The sequence below is a fragment of the Prolixibacteraceae bacterium genome (assembly GCA_019720755.1).
Lineage (GTDB): Bacteria > Bacteroidota > Bacteroidia > Bacteroidales > Prolixibacteraceae > Halosquirtibacter > Halosquirtibacter laminarini.
Genome location: CP081303.1, coordinates 2,309,746 through 2,334,933 on the forward strand (window position 1 = coordinate 2,309,746; position 25,188 = coordinate 2,334,933).

19 protein-coding genes are annotated in these 25,188 nt (G+C 36.5%); 10 read left to right on the top strand and 9 right to left on the bottom strand.

Annotated elements, in window-relative coordinates:
* Nucleotides 1-28 precede the first annotated feature (28 nt).
* Nucleotides 29-1,147: an ISAs1 family transposase gene (locus K4L44_09105; GenBank protein ID QZE12747.1), complete on the top strand. Its 1,119-nt coding sequence runs from the start codon at nucleotides 29-31 to the stop codon at nucleotides 1,145-1,147.
* On the opposite strand, the gene K4L44_09110 is transcribed toward K4L44_09105, so the two are convergent.
* Nucleotides 1,144-2,259, bottom strand: coding sequence for an IS1380 family transposase (locus K4L44_09110; protein ID QZE12748.1), 1,116 nt, complete (start codon nucleotides 2,257-2,259; stop codon nucleotides 1,144-1,146). The two genes, K4L44_09105 and K4L44_09110, sit on opposite strands and share 4 nt — an antisense overlap.
* Nucleotides 2,260-2,578: 319 nt before the next feature.
* Here K4L44_09110 and K4L44_09115 point away from each other — a divergent pair, with 319 nt between their 5' ends.
* Nucleotides 2,579-3,202, top strand: coding sequence for a transposase (locus K4L44_09115; protein ID QZE12749.1), 624 nt, complete (start codon nucleotides 2,579-2,581; stop codon nucleotides 3,200-3,202).
* 33 nt (nucleotides 3,203-3,235) lie between these two features.
* Entirely contained in the window at nucleotides 3,236-3,886 is a 651-nt protein-coding gene (locus K4L44_09120; GenBank protein QZE12750.1) for a transposase, read from the top strand.
* A 153-nt stretch (nucleotides 3,887-4,039) separates the two neighbouring features.
* Here K4L44_09120 and K4L44_09125 read toward each other — a convergent pair whose 3' ends face one another.
* Both K4L44_09125 and K4L44_09130 read right to left on the bottom strand, forming a co-directional pair.
* On the bottom strand, nucleotides 4,040-5,053 hold the full coding sequence (locus tag K4L44_09125) for an adenosine deaminase (protein QZE12751.1): 1,014 nt from the start codon (nucleotides 5,051-5,053) through the stop codon (nucleotides 4,040-4,042).
* A 92-nt stretch (nucleotides 5,054-5,145) separates the two neighbouring features.
* A complete protein-coding gene (locus K4L44_09130) occupies nucleotides 5,146-6,012 on the bottom strand; it encodes an NAD-dependent epimerase/dehydratase family protein (GenBank protein ID QZE12752.1) in 867 nt (288 codons plus the stop codon).
* A gap of 147 nt (nucleotides 6,013-6,159) precedes the next feature.
* Here K4L44_09130 and K4L44_09135 point away from each other — a divergent pair, with 147 nt between their 5' ends.
* The 7 genes from K4L44_09135 to K4L44_09165 all read left to right on the top strand — a co-directional run bounded on the left by K4L44_09135 (nucleotide 6,160) and on the right by K4L44_09165 (nucleotide 15,993).
* Nucleotides 6,160-8,526 (top strand): PBP1A family penicillin-binding protein, encoded by a 2,367-nt coding sequence (locus tag K4L44_09135; protein QZE12753.1) that lies wholly within the window; start codon nucleotides 6,160-6,162, stop codon nucleotides 8,524-8,526.
* Between the two features lie 25 nt (nucleotides 8,527-8,551).
* Nucleotides 8,552-9,436, top strand: coding sequence for a LysR family transcriptional regulator (locus K4L44_09140; GenBank protein QZE12754.1), 885 nt, complete (start codon nucleotides 8,552-8,554; stop codon nucleotides 9,434-9,436).
* 90 nt (nucleotides 9,437-9,526) lie between these two features.
* A complete protein-coding gene (locus tag K4L44_09145) occupies nucleotides 9,527-10,507 on the top strand; it encodes a putative sulfate exporter family transporter (GenBank protein QZE12755.1) in 981 nt (326 codons plus the stop codon).
* Between the two features lie 17 nt (nucleotides 10,508-10,524).
* On the top strand, nucleotides 10,525-11,262 hold the full coding sequence (locus K4L44_09150; protein QZE12756.1) for a sulfite exporter TauE/SafE family protein: 738 nt from the start codon (nucleotides 10,525-10,527) through the stop codon (nucleotides 11,260-11,262).
* 619 nt (nucleotides 11,263-11,881) lie between these two features.
* Nucleotides 11,882-14,107, top strand: coding sequence for a formate C-acetyltransferase (pflB, locus tag K4L44_09155; protein ID QZE12757.1), 2,226 nt, complete (start codon nucleotides 11,882-11,884; stop codon nucleotides 14,105-14,107).
* Between the two features lie 123 nt (nucleotides 14,108-14,230).
* Complete coding sequence (gene pflA, locus K4L44_09160) at nucleotides 14,231-14,968, top strand: pyruvate formate lyase-activating protein (protein ID QZE12758.1); 738 nt, start codon at nucleotides 14,231-14,233, stop codon at nucleotides 14,966-14,968.
* 68 nt (nucleotides 14,969-15,036) lie between these two features.
* On the top strand, nucleotides 15,037-15,993 hold the full coding sequence (locus K4L44_09165; GenBank protein ID QZE12759.1) for an alpha/beta hydrolase: 957 nt from the start codon (nucleotides 15,037-15,039) through the stop codon (nucleotides 15,991-15,993).
* A gap of 238 nt (nucleotides 15,994-16,231) precedes the next feature.
* Here K4L44_09165 and K4L44_09170 read toward each other — a convergent pair whose 3' ends face one another.
* From K4L44_09170 to K4L44_09195, 6 genes are all read right to left on the bottom strand, one after another.
* Nucleotides 16,232-16,633: a hypothetical protein gene (locus tag K4L44_09170; protein QZE12760.1), complete on the bottom strand. Its 402-nt coding sequence runs from the start codon at nucleotides 16,631-16,633 to the stop codon at nucleotides 16,232-16,234.
* A gap of 32 nt (nucleotides 16,634-16,665) precedes the next feature.
* The gene (locus K4L44_09175; GenBank protein QZE12761.1) at nucleotides 16,666-17,259 is read right to left on the bottom strand and encodes a hypothetical protein; all 594 of its coding nucleotides are present in this window, start codon (nucleotides 17,257-17,259) and stop codon (nucleotides 16,666-16,668) included.
* Nucleotides 17,260-17,640: 381 nt separating this feature from the next.
* Nucleotides 17,641-21,615 (bottom strand): SUMF1/EgtB/PvdO family nonheme iron enzyme, encoded by a 3,975-nt coding sequence (locus tag K4L44_09180; protein QZE12762.1) that lies wholly within the window; start codon nucleotides 21,613-21,615, stop codon nucleotides 17,641-17,643.
* A gap of 29 nt (nucleotides 21,616-21,644) precedes the next feature.
* Nucleotides 21,645-22,553, bottom strand: a complete 909-nt coding sequence (locus K4L44_09185; protein QZE12763.1) for a hypothetical protein — start codon at nucleotides 22,551-22,553, stop codon at nucleotides 21,645-21,647.
* A 6-nt stretch (nucleotides 22,554-22,559) separates the two neighbouring features.
* Complete coding sequence (locus K4L44_09190; GenBank protein QZE12764.1) at nucleotides 22,560-24,338, bottom strand: hypothetical protein; 1,779 nt, start codon at nucleotides 24,336-24,338, stop codon at nucleotides 22,560-22,562.
* 27 nt (nucleotides 24,339-24,365) lie between these two features.
* On the bottom strand, nucleotides 24,366-25,151 hold the full coding sequence (locus K4L44_09195) for an IclR family transcriptional regulator (GenBank protein QZE12765.1): 786 nt from the start codon (nucleotides 25,149-25,151) through the stop codon (nucleotides 24,366-24,368).
* Nucleotides 25,152-25,188: the final 37 nt, after the last annotated feature.

The window sequence follows — 25,188 nt, forward strand, 5'->3', positions numbered from 1 at the left end:
TTTGGATTGCTAAAAACAGATATAAATTATGAATAACGACCTTTCAAGTGCCGAAATTAGAAGATTCTATGAGAAATTACAAGTTAAATTAGTCGATAATCGGAGTCATGTAGGACGAAAGCATGAATTGGCATTTGTGATTACGCTTTTTATTATCTCAATTCTAACAAGTTCCGATCATCTTAGCATAAATAAGATTCATCGTAATATGGTTCGTTATTATGAGAAGTTATGTATCTGTTTACATAAAGATGTTGATCATTGTATAAGTCGAGTTCAGTTGACAAGAATTCTGTCTGAGTTTGATTATGAGTCCTTTTTGACAATTTGTGATGAAGTATACTCTTCTACAGAATGGATATCTATTGATGGTAAAGAACTTCGAGGTAGTATCGATTCTAAAAGCAATAAAAAGAGAGGGTTAAGTATTGTTTACTCTATTGGTCATAACACAAATGTACAACAGTTATTAGGTTTTTATGATGGGACAAAAGAGAGTGAAAAGAACATTGTTTATGATCATATTCTTGAGTTGCCAGAGAAGGCAAAGGTAACACTAGATGCAATGCACAATTCAGAAAATCTGTTGTCTAATATTCACCAAAATAGTCGATTCTATTTGACTCAAATAAAGTCAAATCAGAAGAAATTAAAGGATGACTTAGTGCATACATCCAATCATATAAAAGTAGGTGATGTGATGACAGAAACAGACAAATCGCATGGAAGAATAGACATTAGAAGGTACGAAATATTCCCAATCAATACAGAGATGTTAGAGCCTAGATGGAGTAATAGTGGTATATGTAATATGATTAAAGTGACAAGAGAGAGTCACAATGTAAAGAGAGGTAGAAGGAGTACAGAAACACGATATTATATCACCAATTATAATGGGGAAATAGGTGAAATTGCTGGTGCTATTAGAGGTCATTGGAAAATAGAAATAATGAACCGTATTCGTGATGTTAATTTTGGAGAAGACAAATTAAAGTCATTAGATCATGGATTACAAAAATCAATATCCTCTGTTATGTTGTTTATTTGTAGTGGATTAATGAAAATAAATAGCTACAATAACTTGAATATTTTAAGAGAAGAGCTTGTGCGCAATACTGATAAAATACACGATTTCTTCGCCGCTTAAATTTCATGAACAAGCCCTGTATGGATAATAGCTCTTATTATAAGGAAAACAGTATTCTCTTCTAATGAACTATGTGGCATCTTCTTCCAATTGAAATCATTATTTTGAATATCAAACACTCTTTCACTATTCCCTCTATTATTATAGAATCGGATGGCCTCTTCATTGGAGATTACTTTATCGTTCGTGATAAGAAACATATATTTTTTTGCATCTTTGGTAAAAGCAGATAATTGTCCTTTATTAGTAATTGTTCTGTAGACCACAATACGATGTTCATGCTTTCCGAAAATATATTTAAAACTTGAAACCTCTAAATCTTGATTGTTAATTCTGCACTTTTCCCAATGATCACAATTGCCTGCAGATAACAACAATGTCTCTGAACTAGATGCTCTTATGCTGAATAATATACGTTCTTCTTGAAAATAGTCTGTTACCTCTTTGATGTAGGATCCACAATCCATTCTTGCATATTTAGGCTTGATTCCCTTTTCTGACAATGCTTCTAATACTGATTTATGTGTTGATAATTGATTCGTTTTAACATTACAGTTGCCATTTCGGCCTTCCACATATACAGGAATATTTGATATAGTTGCAACTCCAGGAAAATAGCCTTTTCTCTTCTTGTAACTATAGGTTGCATCATATTTCTCGGTGGGAATAAATTGATGATCAAAGTCGTAAATTAATGAAGTGTCTTCAGGAATAATTTGCTTAAATTTTATTGCAGAATCAATCAAAATATCATTCATCTTGGTATTCACATTGATCTTATTTTCATTGTTGCTTTTTGTCTCAATAAAGCTGCAGGGTACAGATAATTCTTTATTTGATCGCAATATAGTATCAGCAGATGGGACTGAAATACCAGGAAGGTAATTTAAACACTCCTCTCGGATATAATTTACATTCTCAATACTACTTCCTCCACAGAAAACAGTATAAGCTTGAGTTAAGATAATATCTGAATAGCTGTAATTTGCCCCTTTGCCTCTATTCCCAAAGGATTTATTTATAAATTCCTTGACACCAAAAGATTGCAAATGCTTATTAACTAAACACAAGCCTCCAAATGCAGTAAGTTGTGATTTTGACTGTACGATCATTCACCTAAATAGGTGAATTTAATTTAACTACACAAGCGATACAATCGTAACTACTCAGGTTCTTTTTGAGTATAATAATCACACAAAAGTTCCAAACACGTTGTTTTAGTGATGATTGTTAATAATAATAGGCCGTATTGTTGATTACTTTCTGTTATAATATTTTCTAATTTGTCAAGATCGATGAATCTTTGTAGTCATGAGAACAATTGATTGTTTAGAACAAGAAAATAGAGCTTTAAAGAAGCAGGTTGAGTCCTTAAAGGAAGAGCTAGACAGAGTGATGTCATGAGTTCAAGCTTTGTCACAAGAGAATACTATGCTTCATGAAAAAGTAAAGGATCTAGAAGATAAACTATCGCGTAATCATAAAAACAGTAGTAATAGTAGTTTTCCACCTTCAAGAGATTTACATACAGTAAAGAAAAATCAATCACTTCGAAATAAATCCACTAGGAAACCCGGAGGTCAACCCAAACATAAAGGATCGACATTACAACAGAGTGATTTCCCAACAAGCATAGAGTCATATTATCCTCCATCGACATGTCAGTGTGGTAATACATTAAATCAAGAAGACGCTAGCTTGTTATGCAAACGTCAGGTTTTTGACATACCACCTGTTCTTGAACAAATCTGTACTGAGCATCGTCTTTATGAAAATAGATGCAGTTGTGGTCAACTACACAAAGGTTCTATGCCCTCAAATATAAAAGCACCTGTCCAATACGGTTCTCATTTACGTTCACTAATTGTAAGCTTGTATGTTGAACATTATATCCCTTTAAACCGTATTGGTTCACTAGTGGAAGAGATAACATCATTTAAAATTGGAGATGGGACTATTACTAATATTTTAAATAAAGCCCAAGAGGTGATGACTCCTTTATATGAATCACTTCGTGAATCGATATCCAAATCCAGTGTAGTTGACTCAGACTAAACAGGTTGCAAGATCAATGGAGGCAAAGGATGGATGTGGGTATGGCAAAATCATGAGGTAACATTCATTACAGCCAATAAGTCTAGAGGGTATAAAGTTGTTGTAGAAAATTTTAAAAAAGGATTTATTAATGCGACCTTAGTCAGTGACTGCTATGCTTCGCAATTAAAAACTCCAGCCAAACATTATCAACTATGTTTAGCACATTTACAACGAGAATTAATCTACATTAAACAACAAACGAATAACAGTTGGGCAGAGGATATTTTGAATATATTCTATAAAGCCATGAAATTAAAGAGAGAATCAGCCAAGAACCAATATCCTTTAAAAGAAAAATCAATATTTAAAGAACAGCTTTTATTACTGTTGAAAAATGACGAGTATGACGATCAGCTAGATGAGATCAAGACATTACGGAGTCGATTAATTAAAAGGATTGATAGTGTGTTTACTTTCTTAGAGTATTACGAAGTTCCTTTTGACAACAATGCATCCGAAAGGTCAATACGTAATATTAAAATAAAACAAAAAGTATCTGCAGGTTATCGAACAGAAGAAGGAGCCCAAAGGTATGCCATGTTACGCTCTATTGTTGATACACTTAAAAAACAAGGAAAGAGTGTAGTGAGAATGATTGCTCATTGGTTATCTCAAAACCATCTTAAGGTCAGTTGGCAATAAAATAATTTACACATTATATATTTTCTGAACCTCCATTCTTTAGCGAATGGAGGCTAAACTATAAATGAACCTGAGTAGTTACAAATAAAAAGCCCAGATAAAATGAAAATAATCATTGTTATCTGGGCTTTTGGATGTAGTATCTTAAATGATCTATTTATCGTAAGCCTCTAAAAAATTATCAAGCTGCTTATGTAGTTCGATACGATGTGTTTCTGTGATGAAAGAGGCATCAAAACTGTTACGTGCCAATTGAATCATTTGCTCTTTGGTTAGTTGTAATGATTGCTGTAAGGAAATGTAATTCTGAGCCAAATACCCTCCAAAATAAGCCGGGTCATCAGAATTAATGGTTACACGTACTCCTCGATCCATTAACTCTTGAAGAGGATGGTCCACTAAGTCGGCCACCACTTTAAGACTTAAATTAGAGAGAGGACAAAGAGTCATTGCTAAATCTGCTTTGTGAATTGCAGCCATCAACTCAAGGTCTTCAAGGGAACGGTTGCCATGATCGATACGATCAATCTTTAGCGTGTTCATAGCATCCCAAATATATTCAGCAGGTCCTTCCTCTCCTGCATGTGCCACCACACGTAATCCAGCATTACGAACCTCTTGAAAAACATTCTTAAATTTAGAAGGTGGATTCCCTTTCTCTGAACTATCAAGCCCTATAGCTCCAAAAAATGGTAAGAATGGTTTTAGCTCTTCCCATGTTTTCAATGCATCTTCTTCAGAAAGATGACGCAAGAAACTCGGAATCAACACATAAGTAACCCCAAGCCATCTCTTTCCATCTTCTAATGCACGATGTATTCCACGAACGATTGTTTCCATGGATACTCCTCTATGGGTATGAGTTTGAGGATCAAAGAAAATCTCGACATGAATAGTACCATCTTGATGAACTCGTTTTAGATATGCCATAGTAAGGTCATAAAAATCTTTCTCATGAATCAGCACTGCCGCTCCTTCATAGTAAAGATCTAAAAAGTCCTGAAGGTTCTGAAAATTGTAGGCTTCTCGCAATGCTTCAACACTATCGTACTTTAAAGTAATGTGATTGCGTTGGGCCAACAAAAACATCAACTCAGGTTCTAGCGTACCCTCAATATGCAGATGTAATTCTGCTTTCGGTAGTTTTGTTAAAAAGTAGTTCATCATTCTTTCAATCGTAAAAAAAATATTGGATAGGAAAGCAAAAATGCACTTTTATGATCAAATAACCATGAAAAAAATGCATGAAAAATATCACTTTAATGATGATCAATATAAGTTCCAATAGTTGGATAGAGGAAAATGAAGCCAGTACTCTCCCATTTCTCTGTGATAATGTCAGGCATATCATTAATAAGTGCAATAGATTCACCTAAAACAAGTCTAAGGATGGATTTAGGAACCGTGATATTGAACTTCAAACGATGACGACGTTTTAATGCTTTAGCCATCATCTGTTGGGTTGTATTTTCAGGCATAGCTATATTGTAACAACCCCGAATATTCTTTTTCGTTATAGCCCATTCATAACAACGAACGAGATCTTCTACTGCAATTGCTGGATAGGGAAGCTCTCCATCAATCAAATTTATACCTATCCCCATTCGTGCTAATGAAGAGATTCCTTTAAAAGCTCCTTGCTTAGGGTCGAGAACTAAAGAAAGTCGAAAAATAATGGTACGCACATTTGGGTTCGGAGGATATAAAGCAAGATGTTCCCATTTTCGACATAATTGGTTAAGAAAATCACCTCCTAAAAATTCACCATGTTCACCTGAAGGACCATTAGCAGGATAGATGCCAATAGCTGAAGTGGATATAAAAGTTATTTCACGATTTTGACTCTTTGCAACTCTATTAATAGCAGCTCTTAAATTCTGTGTTGTAATCCATCTGCTATTTTCTAATACTCTCTTATATCTATTTGTCCAACGCTGTGCTATAGATGCTCCAGATAGATGAATGACAACAGAGACATCGGATAAAATCTGATCTAGTTGCTCTGGATCATTTAGAATGGTCTCTCTCTCTAAAATAACAATTGTATGACGTTCCTGAAGAAATTCAGACAACTTCGATCCAACAAAACCTCGAGCACCGCTAATAGCTATAGTATGTTGCTTCATGCTGTATTTTTTAGATTAGAACAAGAGGCATATCCATTATGTTCTATTTTTATAGTAAAAGGCCCTTTCTATTTGCTTAGTTTTTTTTACCTTCGTAATACCTCTTTATATAATTTCATTTCAACCATACTATAGAAAATATTCACTATGCCTTTAAACCTTAAAGAGAGAATTTGTTCCGTTTCTCCACGCCAGTGGATTTACACTATTGCTATATTAATTGGGGTAGGAACTCTCTCTATTATTCTTTTTATCTTTAGTATATACATGGGTATTTTTGGTCCAGTACCAAGCTATGAGGAACTGAAAGAGATCAGCAATCCTATTGCCTCAGAGATATACAGCGCAGACAACCAGCTTATAGGGCGTATCTATCTACAAAATCGAAGTAATGTTGAATTTGACGAAATATCGAAACACGCAATCGATGCATTGGTCGCAACAGAGGATTCTCGATTCTATGAGCATGATGGTATCGATGAAAAAGCGCTTCTTCGTGTATTTGTAAAAACGATTATTCTTCAACAGCATGCAGGAGGAGGAAGTACACTAAGTCAACAGATTGCCAAGAATGTTTATGGAAGAGAGAATCATTGGATTCTTTCGATGCCTATAAATAAAATCAAAGAGGCAATCACTGCTTATCGTTTAGAGAAAACATATAATAAACATGAAATTCTAACACTATACCTCAACACGGTTCCTTTTGGAGACAATACTTATGGCATAGAGACAGCAGCACAACATTTCTTTACGAAACATGCAAAAGAGCTCTCTCTAAATGAGGCTGCCGTTCTTATTGGTATGCTAAAAGCAAATACATACTATAACCCGAGACTTCATCCGGACCATGCTTATATACGTAAAAATGTGGTGTTACATCAAATGGTAAAGAATAACTATCTCTCTCAAAAAAAGTATGAAACGATTTCGGAAGAGAAAATACTTCTAAACCTAGATAATGGTCCAATTATCACTGAGCTATCTGGATATTACAAACATGAAATTAGGGTACAAACAATCAAATATCTTGCCTCTGAGATTCGTGCAGATGGAAGACCTTTTAATATCTATACTGATGGGTTAAAAATATATACCACCATTAACAGTAAGATGCAAAAAATGGCTGAAGAGTCAGTTCTTGATCATATGAGTAGGGTACAGAAGACTTTCGAAAGACATTGGAAAGGACGTAATCCTTGGGGACGTGACACAACTATTTTAGGCAAAGCACTTCGTCGTTCTGTTAGATATCGTAGTTTGAAAAAGAATAAAGTAAGCAATAAAGAGATCCAAAAGATTTTTCGTACTCCTATTCCAGTTCAGAGATTTACTTATGATGGAATCAAAGAGGTGAAAATATCTCCATTAGACTCAATTAAATACTCAATTCAGCTCCTTCACCCATCATTCATTGCTATAGATCCTCAAACATCACAAATAAAAGCATGGGTCGGTGGACCGAACTATAAATATTATCCCTACGATCACGTGAAAGCGAAAAGACAAGTAGGTTCTACGTTTAAACCATTTGTTTATGCTGCGGCATTAGAACAAGGTATCGATCCCGGAAAATATATCAGTAATGCACAAGAGACCTACGAAAAGTATAAAAACTGGACTCCAAAGAATGCTGAAAATCATTACGATGGGTACTACTCTATGGAGGGAGCACTAGCACATTCCGTAAACACTGTTGCGGTTAAGATTATGATGGAAACAGGGCCAGAAAATGTTGTGAACCTAGCTCAAAATATGGGGATTAAAGAGCCGCTTCCTAAAGTACCATCATTGGCTCTTGGAACTGCCGACTGTTCTCTGTTGGAGTTAACTTCTGCTTATACTACGTTTGCTAATGGAGGGATGCACAGTGACCCGATATTAATCTCTAAGATTGATGATTCTGAAGGCAATACAATCCGTACAGTAGACTCCGAAATACCACGTAGGGTATTAAGTTCTGAAACCGCAAATATCATGAATCATTTTCTAGAAGCAGTAGTAGATAGTGGAACAGGAAGATCGTTACGCTCTAGATACGGGCTCAGAATTGCCTTAGCTGGTAAAACAGGGACTACACAAAATGGTGCAGATGGATGGTTTATGGGTTACTGTCCGAACTTAGTTACAGGAGCATGGGTAGGTGCGAACAATCCGAAAATTCACTTCCGTACGATTAGATATGGACAAGGGGCCTATCTCGCTCTTCCAATTGTTGGGACATTTTTCAAAAAACTTACAACAAATAGTTCGACAAGACGTCACTATCAAAGAGACTTTACTCCTCCTTCAAGAGACTTTATGAGAGAAAATGAGAAAATGTCCATGTTCTCTGAAGATGGAAAGAAGAGAGAGTCGTGGCTTAAATTTGGCTTGGATCTATTCAAAATGAAAAAAGATAGTGTTGAGAAGTTAGAACAAAGACCCGAGGGTAGTGTAAAACCTCAAAAGAAGAAAAAACGTAAGAAAAAAGGATTGTGGGGAAGCATTAAAGGCCTCTTCGGGAAAAAATAATATCGGATAAAAAAAATGTGCACTTATGGATTTTAGAAGTTTGGTCTTTCTATCGGTTGCTCGCAACCTAAATTTCACAAAAGCAGCAGAGGAGCTTCACATTAGCCAGCCTGCTGTCACAAAACACATTAAACTTCTAGAAGAGTCGTTGGAGACTACCTTATTCCAACGTAAAGGGAATCGTATCGCACTAACCGATGAGGGTTTTTTGGTGCAAAAGCACTACCTCGAAATGAACGAAATAGAAGATACTCTCACCTATGAGCTGCAACAACGTAACGATCAAACAAAAGGGGTATTACGCATTGGAGGAAGCTCAACAATTGCACAATATGTAATACCTCAAATCATTGCCAAGTTTCATCAACGTTTTCCCAACGTAAAAATCAGTTTGGTTAGCAGTAATTCTTTTCATATTCTAGAGATGTTGAATAATAACCTTATAGACATTGCCTTTGTCGAAAATCACTCTACTAGATCAGACCTGAACTATAAATATTGGATGGACGATGAATTAGTTATCATTACTGGGATGAAAACCAAATTGGGAATGGAAGAGATTACTTTGGAGAAAATAAAATACTATCCTCTTATCGTTAGGGAGATTGGATCAGGAACACTTGAAGTTATAGAGCAGATTTTTAAGAAACATGATACACAAATGGAAGATCTGAATATCCGAATGCATCTTGGTAGTACTGAGGCGATGAAGTACTATCTTAGGGAATTTGAGGGTATTGGTATTGTTTCAAATCAGGCAATAAAAAATGAACTAAAATGGAAGGAATTAAAAGTACTTCCATGTGAAGAGATAAAATTCAACCGTACATTTCGTATCTCAACAAGGAAAGGGGAGTCGAGAAGATTAATAGAACATTTTATTGATTTCACTCTTAACTATAACTTCTAGTTATAACCAATAATTATTAGGTATTTGACTTGAACCTCCTAACCACATACATTTGTAGTGTTCTTAATCAACAAAACAAATATAGGAGCTATGAATGTATCCATATTAAATAGAGAGAAATCGTATGATGGCTTATATAAGAAGTTGGTAGTTGCACTACCAATACTTTTTCTCATTCCTCATTTCGAAGCAGCCTTTGCACTACTTTTAGGAATAATTGTAGGCAATATTCCTGCACTAAACAAACATGTTCCTCGAACGATCACTGCCTCCAGTCTATTAAAATATTCCGTAGTATTAATGGGTTTTGGGATGCATTTAGCTCCCATGATTCAGGTCTCACAAGAAGGATTTATATTTACAGCGATCACCATCACCACCGCATTAGTACTTGGTAAGGTTCTTGGAAAACTATTGGGAATAGACAAGCAATTGGGGTTCTTAATCTCCTGTGGCACCTCTATCTGTGGTGGAAGTGCTATTGCAGCGGCGGCCTCTGCAACCAATGCCAAGACACAAAATATCTCTATTGCATTGGGAGTAATCTTTCTATTGAACTCTATCGCACTATTGATCTTCCCTCCGATAGGTCACCTGTTGAATATGAGTCAGACACAATTTGGTTATTTTAGTGCCTTGGCAATCCACGACACTACCTCAGTAGTAGGAGCCTGCAGCACCTACGGGGACCAAGCTCTACAGATGGGAACCATGTTGAAATGTGCTAGAGCACTATGGATTGTGCCCTTGACTTTGGGTATTGTATTTATGCACAAAAACCCAAGTACCACCGAAGATGGCAAGAAGCGTAAAACAGGATGGCCTTATTTCATTCTATTCTTTATTGGTGCGATACTATTGGTAGAGCTATGCCCACAATGGCAGGGAACTTTTGATCACCTATACTGGGGAGGAAAAAAAATGATGCTTTATGCGATCTTCTTAACTGGATTAGGAATAAACAAAGGATTAATACAACATGAAGGAACCAAACCTATTTGGATGGGGGTTGGATTATGGGTCGTGTTAATCGGAGTATCCTTATATATTACACTCAATTTTGTTCAATAATCATTAATAAATAGACTATGGACCACACTCTTGTATTGCTCTGTTTAGTCATTGCTGGGGCTAGCTTGTTAAAAGGAATGACAAGTTTCGGATTTTCATTGATGGCTTTCCCTATCCTATTGAATTTCTATTCTCCTTTGATATTGGTCCCAATGCTTACGCTTTGTAATGTATTAACCAGTGCTCAGATTGTTTTGACGACAAAGGTTAAAAAGAAGAATACGGAGAAACCAAATCATTGGTTGCTTATTGCAGGAGTAGTGGGCATTGTACCTGGAGTATTACTACTACAAACGTTAGATGTTGATACACTTAAAGTTATTGTTGGAGTAATATTTGTATTGTTATCCATTCTGTTCCTATCTGGGTTTCGTTTCAAAATAAAACATCCGATAAGAGCACAGATTATCGCAGGAACAACAGCAGGTTTTTTGGGAGGAGCCCTCTCTGTTAGTGGTCCTCCTTTAGTACTTTTCCTGACCTCTATGAAGTTTACGAACCAGCAGTTTCGTCTTCATTTTGCACGTTTTAGTGTTCTTACATCAAGCGTGGCATTCATAGGTTACTTTTTGAGTGGAATGATCACAGGCGAAGTTTGGAAACTATTCTTTATCTCATTCCCAATATTGATACTAGGAACCATTCTTGGACAGAAACTTTCAACCAAAGTCTCCATTCGATTTTTCCAAGTACTTTGTATCTCTATTTCACTGTGTGCTGGAATATGGTCATTAATAACAGGGTTACAATTATAAAAATAGACCTTCTTCATATTCACACACGATCGTATTAAACATGGTCTATGCAATAAAAGGCAGTTGACTTTCGTCAGAAAGTCTCTGCCTTTTATATTTTTTTCGACATACATTCATATCAAAATACCGCTTATATAGAAAAGGAACGATCAAAACAACCCCCTATAGACATAATCATTAATTATGAACCTATCTATATACGTTAATCCAGAGTTACAATTTCGCCTACAAACACCTTTATTAAAACATTAGGATTGACATAAATTCGATGTACATTTTTACATCGATGTTCATCGTTCACTAAAGGTTTAAAGAGCCATAGAGAACACTATACTTCAAATATTTAGGAAGAATAACAACATCCTATTTAGATTCCTATATTAGACGGTTTCTTTCCAAAGATAGATTTTCAAAAAGGAACAATGGAAAAATTGAATCTTAGGATCTCAAAGTTGAATACTTAATTATTCTACTCTTAATTTTACTTAATCGTTAAATTAGGATAAAGCTATCCTTATTTAGAACCGAATTTTAATTCATATTAAGTATAAATAAATAGCTTTGTAACGTCAAATCGAACGAACTAATACATTCAACATAATAATTACAACGATTTAATATGTCTAATAAGGATTTTAAGAACAGTAGATGGAACAAAGCCATCGATGTTAGAGATTTTGTTATCCAAAACATAACCCCATATGAGGGGGACGATAGTTTCCTTGAGGGAGCTACAGATCGTACCAACCGTTTGTGGGATGTATGTCGCCAAGCTTTAAAGGAAGAGCGTCAAAATAATGGTGTACGTGCAATCGATACAACGGTAGTCTCTACGATCAGTTCATTCGCAGCTGGATATATCCAAAAAGAGGATGAGGTGATCGTAGGTCTACAAACAGATATGCTATTGAAGCGTGCAATGAAACCATACGGTGGATACAATGTGGTTGCAAAAGCAGTTTCAGAACATGGACTAAAAGTGGATCCTAAGGTTGAAGAGATCTTCACTAAATATGCAAAGACCCATAATGATGGTGTATTTGATGTCTACACAAAAGAGATTCGTAAATTTAGATCACTGGGGTTTCTGACAGGCCTTCCTGACAACTATGCACGCGGTCGTGTTATTGGAGATTATCGTCGTTTGGCTCTATATGGAGTAGATCGACTTATCCAAGGTAAAATGGAAGATATGGATAGTCTTGTTGGTCCTATGGATGACAATCGTATCCGTCTTCGTGAAGAAGTAGCTGAGCAGATTAAGGCTTTGAAAGAGATGATCGAAATGGGAAACCATTATGGACTAGAGCTTCAACGCCCTGCACAAGATGCACGTGAGGCAGTTCAATGGACCTATATGGCTTACTTGGCTGCTGTAAAAGAGCAAGATGGAGCAGCAATGTCTTTAGGAAACGTTTCTTCTTTTCTTGACATTTTCATCCAAAGAGATCTTGAAGCAGGTGTCATTACAGAGGTAGAAGCTCAAGAGATGATTGACCAATTTGTGATGAAACTTCGTATGGTGCGCCACCTTCGTATGGATGCTTATGAGCAAATCTTTGCAGGAGATCCAACTTGGGTAACAGAATCTATCGGTGGTATGTTGACTGATGGTAGAACAAAAGTAACAAAAACATCTTTTCGATTTCTTCAAACGCTTTACAACTTAGGAGCTTCTCCAGAACCAAACATTACTATTCTTTGGTCTCAAGATCTCCCAGAAGGTTTCAAGAGATTCTGTTCAAAGGTATCTATCGACACCTCGTCAATACAATATGAGAATGATGACTTAATGCGAGTAAACCGTTGTTCTGATGATTATGGTATCGCATGTTGTGTATCATTCCAAGAAATTGGAAAACAGATCCAATTCTTCGGAGCACGTACCAACTTGGCTAAAACTCTTCTTTTGGCTATCAATGGTGGACGTTGTGAAAATACAAATACCATGATGGTAGAGGGTATCAATCCTCTTAAAGGAGAGGTACTAGACTACGACGAAGTAGTAAAGAACTTTAAAGTAGCGATGCACACTGTCGCTCGTGTCTACAATGAGTCGATGAATATCATCCACTATATGCACGATAAGTATTACTACGAAAAAGGACAGATGTCATTAGTTGATACCAACCCTAAAATCAATATCGCATATGGTATTGCAGGTCTTTCGATTGTTGCCGACTCACTTTCTGCAATCAAACACACAAAAGTGACTCCTATTCGTAATGAGGATGGATTGACAGTAGACTTTAAGATTGAAGGAGAATTCCCAAAATATGGAAATGACGATGACCGAGTAGACGATATCGCTCGTAAAGTCGTAAACCACTTTAATAATGAATTGAAAGCATTAAAGGTATACAAAGACGCAGACCCTACTCTTTCAGTTCTCACTATTACTTCGAATGTAGTATATGGTAAGAAAACGGGGGCAACTCCTGACGGTCGTAAAGCAGGGGTTCCTTTTGCTCCAGGAGCAAATCCAATGCATGGAAGAGATACTCACGGTGCAATTGCATCCCTTAACTCTGTAGCAAAAATTGACTACAAGGATTCTCAAGATGGTATCTCTAATACTTTTAGTATCGTGCCTAAATCATTGGGAGCAGATAGAGAGGACCGAGTTATTAATCTTGTTGGTACATTAGATGGTTATTTCGGAAGAAAAGCACACCATCTGAATGTAAATGTACTAAATAGAGAAACCCTTCTAGATGCCATGGAGAACCCGGAAGAGTATCCACAGCTTACTATTCGTGTCTCGGGATACGCTGTAAACTTTACACGTCTTTCTAGAGAGCAACAACAAGAGGTTATCTCACGTTCTTTTCACGATAGAATGTAATATATAAGAATTGCTTTATTGAATAAAATAAGAGTGCTTCTCATGATAAATCTTTCATGAGGAGTCACTCTTTTGTGATTTAAAAGTGTTCGCACTGCGAAATATAAAATGGATATAATGAATATGGATCAGCTATCTGTACACTCTATTGAGAGCTTTGGGACTCACGATGGTCCTGGAATCAGGATGATTATCTTTACCCAAGGATGTAAATTCAAATGTCTCTACTGTCACAATCCTGACACCATCCCTATGTCAGAAGGGACATCCTATGAAATAGATGACTTGGTAAGAAGGGCAGTCAACATGAAAAGCTATTTCGGGAAAAAAGGTGGTGTAACCATTTCTGGGGGAGAACCTCTGATTCATAGTAAAGCATTAATTCCTCTTTTTAAGAAGCTTAAGGAGGAGGGAATAAACACCAATATCGACACCAATGGTAGAGTATTGAACGCTTACACCAAAGAGTTGATAGATAATTATGCCGATCTTGTAATGCTAGACATAAAACATATTAACAACGAATGGCACAAAAAAATTACCGGTGGACATGATGTAACATATCCTCTAAGATTTGCAGCACATAGAGAATCTTCGGGTAAACCGATGTGGATTCGCTATGTGTTAGTACCAGGATGGACAGATCAACCAGAATATCTTCATGAACTAGGACAGTACTTCAAAGATTATAACACCATTGAAAAAATTGAGATTCAACCATACCACCAGTTAGGTATTCACAAGTGGGAAGGTATGGGATGGGAATATCAGCTAAAAGATGTTTCTGAAAATACACCAGAGCAGTTATCGAAGGCTAAAGAGATCTTATCACGGTACTTTAAAGAGGTAAAAGTTAACTAATGTTTGATCTTAGCAAATCAAACATTTTGATTCTGAGACTTGTTCATAATTATAAACACGATGCTATTATGAACAATCTTTACTCTTTTCTTATTATTCTATTTATATCGGTAAGTTTACACGCACAAGTAATCAAAAACTACAAGGAAGTGGATGTTACCTTTCCTTCAAAAAATATAAAACTTAATGGGTCATTGATGACACCATTAGATCAATCGTCAAATACAGCAGTTCTAATCATTTCAGGTTCCGGACCCACTGATAGAAATGGAAACTCGACCTATAGTCAAACAAATAACTTATTACAAATTGCACAATTCTTAGCCCTACACAATATCGCGTCCCTCCGTTATGATAAAAGAGCAATACAAAGGAACAACTATCTTATCAGCGAAGAACAAAATTTAAGATTTGGTCAGTTTACCAAAGATGCTGAGGCTGCTATTCAATTTCTAAAGAAGAAAAAATTTAAAGAAATATTCGTTATTGGTCATAGTCAAGGTGCTTTGATAGCATCCGTTGCAGTACAAAAGGAGAAGGTAGATGGTTTGGTTACACTCTGTGGTGCAGGAAAGACAGGGGATCAAATTATCGAAGAACAGATAAATGCAATCCCACAGAAAGAGTTCACAAACCAAGCGATTCCTATTCTTAAAATACTTCGAGAAGGAAAACAAACTCAAGATGTACCGATTACTCTACGTTCACTATTCAGACCTTCTGTTCAACCTTTTCTTATCTCTTGGTTTGCAGTAGATCCGATAGAAGAGATTCATAATGTCAAATGTCCTATTCTTATCGTGGCAGGAAAACAAGACGTACAAATTCCAATCGGTGATTCAGAATTGTTATACAAAGCATCAAAAAAGAGGTCAAAATTAGTCATTCTGAATAACATGAATCATGTCCTTAAAGACGTTGGACCGGACCTTAAAAAGAACAGAGCATCTTATAATGATCCAAACAAACCTATCTCAAAAGAATTAGTGAATGAGATATTGAAATTTATCCACTCTAATAAATAATTATAAGAACCTTTATTGAAATGAGTTTGGATTCATAACCCCATTTGTATATGAATACATATGGGGTTTATTCGTTTTCAATATTTTCAAGAAACTCACACCAGAGAAATAAATCTTTACCAAACACCTATTGAATTATAGAATGAGAATAATTCAAATCATCAAACACATGATGATTATTTGAATGTTTCTAACGTATCAAATATTCCTATTTGAGGATCAAAATATGCGTCAGGTCTTAGCTTTGACATTCTGGGCATATACCATAAAGCTCCAGATTTGCACTCTCGACACAAAAACTTGCAGGAATAGCTCTTAAAATAGACTTAGACCAAGGGAGCTTTAAAACAGACTTACACTCTTTGCAGTGGAAATTAATAGGATTCTTATCAATAGTCAATGGATCCCAAGGCAAGATGCGAAAAACCTTTGTGTCATTCATTTCTATCCGTTCCTCCAAGATACCGTATAATTGAAAAAGACGAACCATTCTAAATATAGTTGTTCTATCTACATCTACAGAGAGTTCTGACAATCTATTTAAGGAACATGTTCCTTCTACAATAAGCAGGTCTAAAATCTTCTCTCTCTCAGGAGTAGCAGTAATTCCATAATGATTTAAGCGGGCAGTAGCATTCATGATGTTGGTAATTTCGACGATTATTATATTGTTTAGTAATAGTGAATACGATATTTTATCTTTGAATAAACTTTCAATCTCTTTTTTGCACCAATTTGTTGTGCAACACAAGTAATCACGCGCAAATAACGTTTATCTCTTGCCCTCTGATCAGAGTAAACTTCCACTAATGGTGTTGGGAATGGCAATGACGATTCGTAATATTGCTTATTAAAAGTAAAAGCAGGAGGTTCTGCACCATAAACATCCGAAGGCAAAGGTTGAGCAGGGTAGATCAAAAGATTATCAAATGACACAGACTCAAGTTCCAAAATTTCAATATGGGGCTTCGCATCTAATGGTATCTCTATAAGGTTGTTTCGCATAGGTAGAGCAGGGGCTCCCTCTTTTCCAAGTTTACCCATCCCTGGAATATGTAGAAAATAGAAATCCCCAACAGGAGAACTCTTTTTCATCAACTTACCACCCGTTAAATGGTAAGTAATATCCACATATTTAGCATGCATTGTTTTCTCCAACTCAGGCTGATTATACACCGATTCATCAGCAATACTCGGCTCCTCAAAGGAGATAAATGCACTTTCACCGTAGTCCTTTGTAATACCACAACAAGAAAAAAACATCATACACAGAATCATAATGCATTGTAACTTTAGGCTTTTTATCATAGGTCCCTTTTTTACTATTTAAACACAAAGATATAGAGAAACAATAGAATCAATTCTATTTCATTGGATTAATTCAACTATTGTTGCAAAAATAGCAGCGATAATATAGAAACAGATAATAACAGACAGATGTTCTAAATATAACGAGAAAACCTTCATATCAAAACATCGAATTAAAATCAAGAGATAGCTCAAATTATAAAACATGAATACTCTTTGCATAAGATTACTTCCCATCATGCCGTATAGACAAAGAAACAATCAACCCTATTAAAATGCAAAAGGAGACCTAGCATATGCTAGAGCTCCTTAAGTGATTCAAATATATATAAACTAGGACTAATCCTCCACAATAATTCGGAAACCTACTTTAGTTACCTTTTGCCATGGATAGTAGTAGTTTCTAACTTCAGGAGTAGATAGTTCAGGACGATCTCTCCAAGATCCACCTTTCACCACCTTATATTCACGAGGTTGCCCAGTCAACTCGATCTTATCGACATAAGATGAACGAGTCCACTCTGCAACGTTACCAAGCATATCATATAAGCCCCAAGCATTAGGCTGATATGATTTCACTGGAGCAGTAAGCATCTGTTTATCATTGATTCCATGAACTCGTGGAATGAAATCAAAATACTTACGTAACCAATGGTTCTTATGCATAGGTTGTGGATTCACTCCAACAACAGCCATATCTGCAAGCATATCATCAGCAAAATTCTCATATTTTGAGAAATCAGCATTGATAGAGCCGAACCAGAAACCATGGTCAGTACCACAACGTGCAGCCCACTCCCACTGCTCTTCAGTTGGAAGAACGACCTTCACTCCATTCTTTTTAGACAATGCTTCACAATAAGCATTTGCCTCATCCCAACTTACACGAATCACGGGTTGTAATGGTTTATTCGCAGGATAACCAGCGGTCGTATGATCTTTCCACTGTTGTGCAATAAATCGACTATCATGTTTTGGGAAAATCGCACGATACTCCTCATTCGAGATTTCAGACTCACTCATCCAAAAACCTTTTTTGATCTTCACTTTACGCGCCACCTCTTGATGTGAATTAAGATCTTCATCAATAGCCACATAAGTTCCTTTAGGAACATACACTAAAGTAATCTCCATCCCTGAATCCACCACGAGTGTCTTTCGTTTGTAATCAGCAACCATGTCAACAGCACGACTCTTTCCAAAAGGCCACTTACGAACTCTAGGCTCTTTCAATGGTCTCTTTTCTACTTTCTTAGGAGTTACTGTCTTAACGGGACCTTGCTCATCAAGATACTTTGTATAATCCTCAATCTCTTTCTTCCAGTCGACAGAAACATTATTATATTTCTTCATCAACTCTTGACGACGACATACTTGGTCTACCCCATTAATATCATTACTTTGGAAAGTCCCATGATAAGGAGCATTGAAATCGATCCAATTATATAGTGTATGCCACTCTTTCTCTTCTAAAGCAACCCCATGATGACCTTTCTTCAACATCTGAACAAGATCACTAGTATTTGCGTGATACTCCATAGGTTTCATCACATGGATATCAGCTTCAGGGCCTTGACGTCTAACATATGGGTGTATCGCTAAATAACTTTTACCATAACCAATCTTTTTATCAATCGAATGATCCTTAAAATTTGGTAGATCATTACTTCCGTCGTGACAACCAATACACTTTCTATCCAAAAGAGGTTGCATCTCCAACTTAAATGTAAAAGAACGAATACCTCCTTCAGGTGCTGTAATAGCAACAGGCTTTTTACGAGAAGCGATAGTAAATTTAGGTCGAGCAATTGTATTTTGATCTTCGTGACAACCCACACAAGAAACCACCTCTCCTGGCATTGCAGTCATCCAACTTCTCATCCATTGAATTGCAGCCCCATCCTCATCTAGAGGTTGCATTGAAATAGGGATATTGGCTGGCACAGTAAACATCACTGAACCATCCTTTTCAACAGGAACAGTTCCTAACAAACGTTTCATATCCCAACCACTCTGAATACCTTGAGCAGCATGGTTCGATGGAGATTTCACGAAAGCATATTCGTAAGCAAAGATACGAAGCTCTTTTACAGAACCTCTTGGCACACCTTTTAATCCTTGACCTTCATAGATATCTTGGATATAAACAGTAGCATCTTTCTTATCTAACTTCACCTTTTCAGGAATTACAGGAGGCGTCTCTCTCTTTTTAAAAGGGACGACATCACAGAACCCGACACCTTCTTTAAGAGCAATGGGAGTCATGTTATCATAAATATCAACCAAATAAAGTCCCCAAAGGGCATCCTTATCCATCTTAGCTGATACTATAAAGTACTTCTCATTCAAAGGATATGGCTTCACAAACTGAGGATATACCCCATCAACAAGACGATCCATAATTTCAGGAACTACTTTTCTATCTTTATAAGGAATCTCTTGAACTACCCCTTTTTCTTCTTGACGTCCTTTGGTTGGATCGAAGATAACCAAGCGACCAGAACGAGCAACTCCATGGTGACCAGAAACAATAGCAACAAATTTATTGGTATTTACTCCAGGAAGAGGCTGTGCATCAAACATTGAGTTTGGCCAAAATGACCCACTACCATAAAGCTCTTTTTTGTTCGTTCCATCCGGATTCATATGCATCATGATACGTGAGAAGTAATGTGTATTATCCGTATACTCCCAACGAAGATACTGAACCTTACCATTATTCATAATCACAGGATCCCAGTCATTATCTTGTCCAAAATTCAATCGACGTAGTGCTTTTGTTTTGGGATCAAATAGAGTCAAATTACCCACCTTATCACTACCATTCACACAAGGAACACCATTATATCCTAAAGTCGAACTCATAATTACCTTTCCACTTGGAAGATAGGTCCCATCAAAGAAGTCGACATCTGCCTCATCAATATCAGTAATACGTTTAACTTTATTCCCTTTTGTTTCCAATTCAAAAAGATCCCAACGCTCATGTTCAAGTTTTTCGCTCTTTTCACTCACAGAGGTAAACATTAAACGATCTGCATTCCAATGAAGCTGAATATCAGTAATAGGGAAATCCTCCTTAGGCTTATAGATCTCTTTTGATTCTAATTTACCAGTAAAATCAGAAAGTTCAACTAATTCACAGTCATAGCCCCTTTTTCTTTTAGAAGTGTGAACAGACCAGTTATTCACTGGCATACCCATATCACGAGCACTCATTCTACGAGCTGTTACAGGATTATAATGATACTGAACCGTTAACAATTTCTCATCTTTCAAAAGATCATTATTCAATAAAATTGACTTCTGCATCTCAACAATCTTCGAAGCTAAAGCTAGTGAATTTGCATCATTTTGATAGATCCCTTTCTTAGCCTTATCTAGATTATTTTGAATAAAAGACAACTTCTCTTTTGCTTTTGCAAGTTCTTGAGTATTGTCAGCATACATATCCTCGATTGCCATCTTAATTGATGAAGGTTTTATCCACACCAAATTACTTTGAGCTCTATTAGCTGCAACGACATCAGGAATAAGGAATAATAATTTATTGATTTTTTCAACATCTCCCAATTCACTAGCCTCTTCTACCTTTAAATTAAAATAAGTAGGATCATTTAGTGTCTTCACCAAAGAGGTAACAGAAGGTGTAAGAATATCAATATCATTATGTCCAAACCAATATGATACACCTATCTTATTCTTTTGAACTGCTTCCATATAGATTGGATAATTCTTTTGCAGCTCCTCAATTGCATTCATTGCATCACATGAACCAACAGTAAATTGAACAGAAGATTTTTTGTTCACGATATCAGACAGAGCCACCTTTGCCTCAAATCGCTTATATTTTCGATTCAAAGGGACCCTTACAATAGTGTTACCATTAGAAAATAATCCATGGACAACTGGTTGCTTTTTGAAAACAAAAGCTTTTGATTTTCTCCACTTCGTCCATGAAGTACTCCAGCCAAAAGAGTCTTCAAACATCTCCTCAGTAACACGAACGGTATCTCCTTTAGTGGTAATCAAGATAGGATCAATCCACAAGAAATCATCATCCCTATTTCCATCTTTTGTGTTCCATGTAGATAGTACAAGTTTATTCAAACCTCGAACATCCACAGATACATTCTCTGACATTCCTTTACGAATGACAGAAGAGGTAAATAGATTTGGATGTTTTTCTAGCTGTTTCTGATAAGCAGAACGTTTCGAAACAACGTCATGCCCCCAGTCAGAGTTGTTATTTGCCGTGACATGCTGCGCACTCCACATACAAGAGATCGCAACAGCAAGTGTTTTTAAATTCATGGTGATTTATTTACAGGTCCAAATTATTTCTATCTCATACAATCTTCGTCCCACACCGGAAATACCGATGAGACCATCCCCAAAGAGTCTGATAGTTCAATACTCCAAACAACCTCTTTTTCTGGGGTTATCTCCATTAAACTTGACACACGCTTCTTGCCTCTTTCATGACCACCCCAATTACATATTAGGGTATTGCCACTGCTCAGACGAACTGATTCTGCCACAAAGCGTAGTGGTATATTATGGATATCATCACGTTCTATTTTACGAATCACTTCGTTTGTCAATGGATTAATCTCTAATAAGTAGTGTCCATCTCCACACGAAACCATCCAGTGATCTTCAGCCATCTCTATGGCAGAGAATGGGACTCCTCCAACCTTCACCTTTTTAAGGACATCACCAGAGTCATTTAACTCCCAAACTTCTCCTCTTCCAAAAATTGGAACCAAATAGGTACCTCTCTCTGTTTTTCTTACACGACGTAACTGTCCGTGAGGATTTTTTACTCCCGTATCAAAAGTTATTTTTTTCAATAGATGACCTGCTCTATCATACTCAAAAATTTCAGCAGGAGAACCACATTGACCTAACAAAATATTACCATCGATAGTTATCGATGCAGACTGTAGTTCAGTACCGTCAGGAGCATCATAGTTCCATAAAGTTCGGTGATCCTTCCCAACGATTTTTGCTCCCCTTCGATAAGAGTACAACACATCTCCATTGGGGGTTAAAGAGACCTCATTACACTCTTGTCCACGCTCCAATTGGTGACTCCACACAATTCGCTGATCATCAAGATCATAACGAACAATCTTATTCCATCCCGAACCTGCAATCATGATCTCTCTATTCTTATTACTACAAGAGGTCATAACAAGCACCACCGAAACGACGATAAGCAACTGTTTAGTTAATTTTTTTAAGTTCATAGTTAGTTATAGTGATTTTACATATTCTGACAAATACTCAATATCTTTTTTCTTTACCTTCTTCCCTTTCAACCCATGATGATGAACAGAAAATATTTCCTCAATTGTTTTAGCTCGTCCATCAAAAAGATAAGGACCAGTACGCCAAACTTCCACAAGCGTTGGAGTATCCCATCCTTTTTCAAATTCAACCTCCCCGATACGATGCATTTTACCATCAGTAAACAAACTACCACTATGACAATAGTTACAATTAAATTTTACAAATAGCTTCTCTCCTTTTTGAGCTCTCTTACTCAGCTCCCCATTCACCAAATAAGGACTAGGCAGTGGTATCAACGACTTCAAATAAGCATCCACAGCTTTCGCTTCCGAATCACTCACCTTTGCGAACTGGATATGTTGAAACCCTGCACGAACAGCAGTCTCCGCATCAGGTCGTATTCCAGTAATCATTGCAGGAGCAGTTCGATGAGAATAAAGCATGCTTTTACAATTCTTAGGATTTCCAATACCGTCATTCAATAGATCCCAATTCATTCCATCAGTACGAGCATCACTGGGGTGACATCCATTACATGATTGCCAGCTCTCTAAACAGTAAGAAGCATCGTTAAATAACTGCTCACCATGTCGAACTATTGATGTTTTAAAATCAGGATTCATTGCATAACTCTGCAGATGCTTATCCGCTATGTTATAACAATTCAATCTATCTGAGAAGTAGGTCATAACCCACACTTTACCATCATTCAACACAACATTTCTTGGACCATTTCCATCCAAAGAGATACGCTCTCTAATACCATTAAGAAAACGAAGATCATATGACAAACTCTCTTTATCTTCTAATTTCTCAAACTTCTCTATAAATCCAACATAATCAATTACACTCATATCATGAGTTCCTGAATGGGTCACTATAATTTGATGATCATCACAATCCACCCCCCAAGTTCCAGCTGCACCATGATCAGATTCATCAAGAAGCACTGTTCCTAGAAGATCTAATGTTTGTATATCAATCACAGACATAGCACTAGTATTCATCCAACCTTGTTGCAATTGAGAAGTAGGGACCTGAAAACGCCCCAGATTATGAGTTACTAAAAGGTACTTCCCATCAGGAGTTAAAACCATATCACGTAACGCATTGCTACCATTGGTCAATTTAATTTGTTTTACCACCTTCATTTTTCCTGCATCAATCACCGACAAATCAGCTGCTACCGTATCGATATCAGCACGTTGACATGGCAAGAAGTTTGTAACAAACAAGTATTTTTCATCTTTAGAATAAACCACATGGTTCGGTTCTCGTTCCACTTCGCATGAGGCAATATGCTTAAAATTAGGAAGAGAGATTTTAGCAATTTTATTGGTGTAACGATTACAAACAATAACCTCCGTACCATTTTTATTTATCGTAGGATCACATGCCCCCATACCTACTCTGATAGAGTCTTCAACCATATCTGTTAGTAAATCGATACGATAGAGCATTCCTTTAGAATAAGAAGTCGTTACATATAACTTATTCTTATAGATAGTTATCCCGGTAGGAGTATCATTAAAATTCCATGTATGCACCTTCTCTTGTGTTGCCGTCTGATAGCACACAACAGATTTTGTGTCTTTTTGAGCCATATACACCACTTTATTGTCAGAAGACAATGTAAAGTCAACAACAGAAAAAGTATTGTTTTGATCAGAGATGTTTTGACTCTGTCCTTTAATTGTAGAAAGTAATAAAAATAAAAATAGTGTGTGTGTAATATATTTCATCGATTTATTGATTTAATTAGAATCCATCTAAATCCCATGCCCATAATGCTTTGAGATATTCAAAGCATACTGTTTGATCTCCTCTCCAACAGATTCAAAACAATCTAAACGCATTCGCGCAGAGGGAGCAGTAACCCATATAGAAGCTATCGGATACCCATATTGATTAAACACTGGTGCCCCTACGCAGTGCACACCCTCTAACTCTTCAGCTCGATCAAAAGCATACCCTTGCTCTTTCACTTGCTTCAACTCTTTTGCGAATGCTGTTTTATTTAATATCGTACGTTCATTAAACTTTTTAAAACGTATTGTTTTTAATATCTCTGCCCTCTCCTCTTCTGGCAAAAAAGCAATCATCGCTTTTCCTGGAGCGGAAGTATGTAAATCAAATTGTTTGCCTACAGTCAACATAAAAGTAAACCCATGATTTCCGACAACCTGCTCCAAAACAACGCCTTTTTTATCAATCAAAGTTCCTAAAAGTATCGTCTCATTAAAGTTATCTCTCAAAGATCTCATATAAGGTAAAGAACTCTCGACAACACTTGATTCATTCACTGTAGTGAGACCTATTCTTAGAAATTTATTAGACAGAAGAAAACGCCCATCTACACTTGACTTCAGCAAATAATCTCTCTCAACAAGTGTATTCAAAATACGAAATAACGAACTTTTAGGAATACCCAGAAACTCCTGTATTTCACTTAGCGTCATTCCATTATGCTGTACAGACAATAACTCTACAACTTCCAATGCACGTTCTAAATTAGGTACAGAATAACTATTTGAGACTCCAGACTCTTGTTTCATATTTAAACTAACGTTTTATATATGGCACCAAAGGTAA

Bases quoted from the DNA above. Each gene is read 5' to 3' on its own strand.
- K4L44_09105 (QZE12747.1), top strand. From the start codon at position 29: ATGAATAACGACCTTTCAAGTGCCGAAATTAGAAGATTCTATGAGAAA.
- K4L44_09110 (QZE12748.1), bottom strand. From the start codon at position 2,259: ATGATCGTACAGTCAAAATCACAACTTACTGCATTTGGAGGCTTGTGT.
- K4L44_09115 (QZE12749.1), top strand. From the start codon at position 2,579: ATGCTTCATGAAAAAGTAAAGGATCTAGAAGATAAACTATCGCGTAAT.
- K4L44_09120 (QZE12750.1), top strand. From the start codon at position 3,236: ATGTGGGTATGGCAAAATCATGAGGTAACATTCATTACAGCCAATAAG.
- K4L44_09125 (QZE12751.1), bottom strand. From the start codon at position 5,053: ATGATGAACTACTTTTTAACAAAACTACCGAAAGCAGAATTACATCTG.
- K4L44_09130 (QZE12752.1), bottom strand. From the start codon at position 6,012: ATGAAGCAACATACTATAGCTATTAGCGGTGCTCGAGGTTTTGTTGGA.
- K4L44_09135 (QZE12753.1), top strand. From the start codon at position 6,160: ATGCCTTTAAACCTTAAAGAGAGAATTTGTTCCGTTTCTCCACGCCAG.
- K4L44_09140 (QZE12754.1), top strand. From the start codon at position 8,552: ATGGATTTTAGAAGTTTGGTCTTTCTATCGGTTGCTCGCAACCTAAAT.
- K4L44_09145 (QZE12755.1), top strand. From the start codon at position 9,527: ATGAATGTATCCATATTAAATAGAGAGAAATCGTATGATGGCTTATAT.
- K4L44_09150 (QZE12756.1), top strand. From the start codon at position 10,525: ATGGACCACACTCTTGTATTGCTCTGTTTAGTCATTGCTGGGGCTAGC.
- pflB (QZE12757.1), top strand. From the start codon at position 11,882: ATGTCTAATAAGGATTTTAAGAACAGTAGATGGAACAAAGCCATCGAT.
- pflA (QZE12758.1), top strand. From the start codon at position 14,231: ATGGATCAGCTATCTGTACACTCTATTGAGAGCTTTGGGACTCACGAT.
- K4L44_09165 (QZE12759.1), top strand. From the start codon at position 15,037: ATGAACAATCTTTACTCTTTTCTTATTATTCTATTTATATCGGTAAGT.
- K4L44_09170 (QZE12760.1), bottom strand. From the start codon at position 16,633: ATGAATGCTACTGCCCGCTTAAATCATTATGGAATTACTGCTACTCCT.
- K4L44_09175 (QZE12761.1), bottom strand. From the start codon at position 17,259: ATGATGTTTTTTTCTTGTTGTGGTATTACAAAGGACTACGGTGAAAGT.
- K4L44_09180 (QZE12762.1), bottom strand. From the start codon at position 21,615: ATGAATTTAAAAACACTTGCTGTTGCGATCTCTTGTATGTGGAGTGCG.
- K4L44_09185 (QZE12763.1), bottom strand. From the start codon at position 22,553: ATGAACTTAAAAAAATTAACTAAACAGTTGCTTATCGTCGTTTCGGTG.
- K4L44_09190 (QZE12764.1), bottom strand. From the start codon at position 24,338: ATGAAATATATTACACACACACTATTTTTATTTTTATTACTTTCTACA.
- K4L44_09195 (QZE12765.1), bottom strand. From the start codon at position 25,151: ATGAAACAAGAGTCTGGAGTCTCAAATAGTTATTCTGTACCTAATTTA.